This window comes from Caulobacter sp. AP07 (genome assembly GCF_000281955.1).
Taxonomy (GTDB): Bacteria; Pseudomonadota; Alphaproteobacteria; order Caulobacterales; family Caulobacteraceae; genus Caulobacter.
The window spans coordinates 1-1,905 of sequence record NZ_AKKF01000274.1 but is presented as its reverse complement, the minus strand read 5'-3'; the positions used below and the strand labels follow the sequence as shown (position 1 = coordinate 1,905).

Sequence of the window (1,905 nt, the reverse complement as noted above, 5' to 3'; positions counted from 1 at the left end):
GGGGGGGGGGGGGGGGGAGCCGATCAACGGCTCCGAGGGCCGCGCCGTCCTGCACACCGCCCTGCGCGCCGCCAAGGACGCCGACGTCAAGGCGGCCGGCGTCGCCGTGATGGCCGAGGTCGAGGCCGTCCGCGCCCGGATGAAGGCCTTCGCCGACGCCGTGCGGTCGGGCGAGATCCGGGGCGCGACCGGCAAGCCGTTCAAGGCCATCCTGCACATCGGCATCGGCGGCTCCGACCTGGGTCCCCGCCTGCTGTGGGACGCCCTGCGGCCGATCAAGCCCGGCATCGACCTGCGCTTCGTGGCCAATGTCGACGGCGCCGAGTTCGCCCTGACCACCGCCGACCTCGATCCGGAACAGACCCTGGTGATCGTGGTCTCCAAGACCTTCACCACCCAGGAGACCCTGACCAACGCCACGGCGGCCCGCGCCTGGCTGGCCGCGGCCCTGGGCGAGGCCGGCGCCAACGCCCACCTGGCGGCGATCTCGACCGCCCTGGACAAGACCGCCGCCTTCGGCGTGGCCGATGAGCGGGTGTTCGGCTTCTGGGACTGGGTCGGCGGCCGCTATTCGCTGTGGTCGTCGGTCAGCCTGTCGGTGGCCGTGGCCTGCGGCTGGGAAGTGTTCGAGGGCTTTCTGCAAGGCGCCGCCGCCATGGACGCCCACTTCGCCGCCGCGCCGCTGGAGAAGAACGCCGCGGTGCTGATCGCCCTGGCCCAGGTCTTCAACCGCAACGGCCTGGACCGCCGGGCCCGCTCGGTTGTGCCCTATTCGCACCGCCTGCGCCGCCTGGCCTCGTTCCTCCAGCAGCTGGAGATGGAGAGCAACGGCAAGTCGGTCGGGCCCGACGGCAAGCCGGTCAAGCGCGGCACCGCCGCCGTGGTGTTCGGCGACGAGGGCACCAACGTCCAGCACGCCTATTTCCAGTGCATGCACCAGGGGACCGACATCACCCCGCTGGAGTTCATCGCCCTGGCCAAGAGCGACGAGGGCCCGGCCGGCATGCACGAGAAGCTGCTGTCCAACGTCCTGGCCCAGGCCGAGGCGTTGATGGTCGGCCGCACGACGGAAGACGTCCGCGCCGAACTGGTCGCCAAAGGCGTGTCCGCGGACGAGATTGGCGCCCTGGCCCCGCAGCGCACCTTCGCCGGCAACCGTCCGTCCACGATGGTGGTCCTCGACCGCCTGACGCCCCAGACCTTTGGGGCCCTGATCGCCCTCTACGAGCACAAGACCTTCGTCGAGGGGGTGATCTGGGGCATCAACAGCTTCGACCAGTGGGGCGTCGAGCTGGGCAAGGTGATGGCCGGCCGCATCCTGCCGGAGCTGGAGAGCGGGGCGGTGGGCCAGCATGACCCGTCGACCACGGCGCTGATCGCGCGGTTGAAGGTCTAGGGCCTTCCCAAACACCCGGCGATGCCCGATCGGGGACAGGCGCCTGCGCCTGTCCCCGGCCAGTATCAGCCCCCATCTTCGCCGTCCGGGCCCCCACGCTCCGCCCCCGCCGAGTCCAGCCTCCCGTTCATATCGGCCAGCATCGTCTCGGCATGGCGCAGCAGCACCAGCTTGAACGCCCGGTTGCGCGCGGCCGCCGCGGCGGCGTATCGCGCATCGATTTCGGCGTCGGTGAGCGTGTCGGGGTCCCTGGCGGCCAGGTCGGCCAAGGCGGCCATGGGGTCATTGGTCGGGGCGGCGGCCGGAGGTTGAGTCCCGCCGGCCCAGGGGGCGTTGGCGGGCTTGCGCGGATCGCGCTTGGTCATCGGGGATCTCCGTCGAAGGGCTGAAGGGGTGGGGCTGGGATTGGGGACATGCCCATGGGCATGTCCCCGACCGGTGCGCGGACGCACGAGGGCGCCCTACCGCCGGATTTGAGCCGGCGGGCTGGGGAGGCGGCGGAGCGTCCG

The 1,905-nt window shown here is 71.7% G+C and carries 2 protein-coding genes; one reads left to right on the top strand and one right to left on the bottom strand.

Going from position 1 to position 1,905, the window contains the following annotated elements; translation table 11 throughout:
• The coding region (gene pgi / locus PMI01_RS23535) for a glucose-6-phosphate isomerase (RefSeq protein WP_007675317.1) at positions 1-1,396 on the top strand (1,396 nt) is incomplete at its 5' end.
• A 65-nt stretch (positions 1,397-1,461) separates the two neighbouring features.
• Here pgi and PMI01_RS26820 read toward each other — a convergent pair.
• Positions 1,462-1,761 (bottom strand): hypothetical protein, encoded by a 300-nt coding sequence (locus PMI01_RS26820; protein ID WP_007675315.1) that lies wholly within the window; start codon positions 1,759-1,761, stop codon positions 1,462-1,464.
• Positions 1,762-1,905 lie beyond the last annotated feature (144 nt).

Excerpts from the sequence above, each read along its gene's own strand:
- PMI01_RS26820 (WP_007675315.1), bottom strand. The coding sequence starts at position 1,761 with ATGACCAAGCGCGATCCGCGCAAGCCCGCCAACGCCCCCTGGGCCGGC.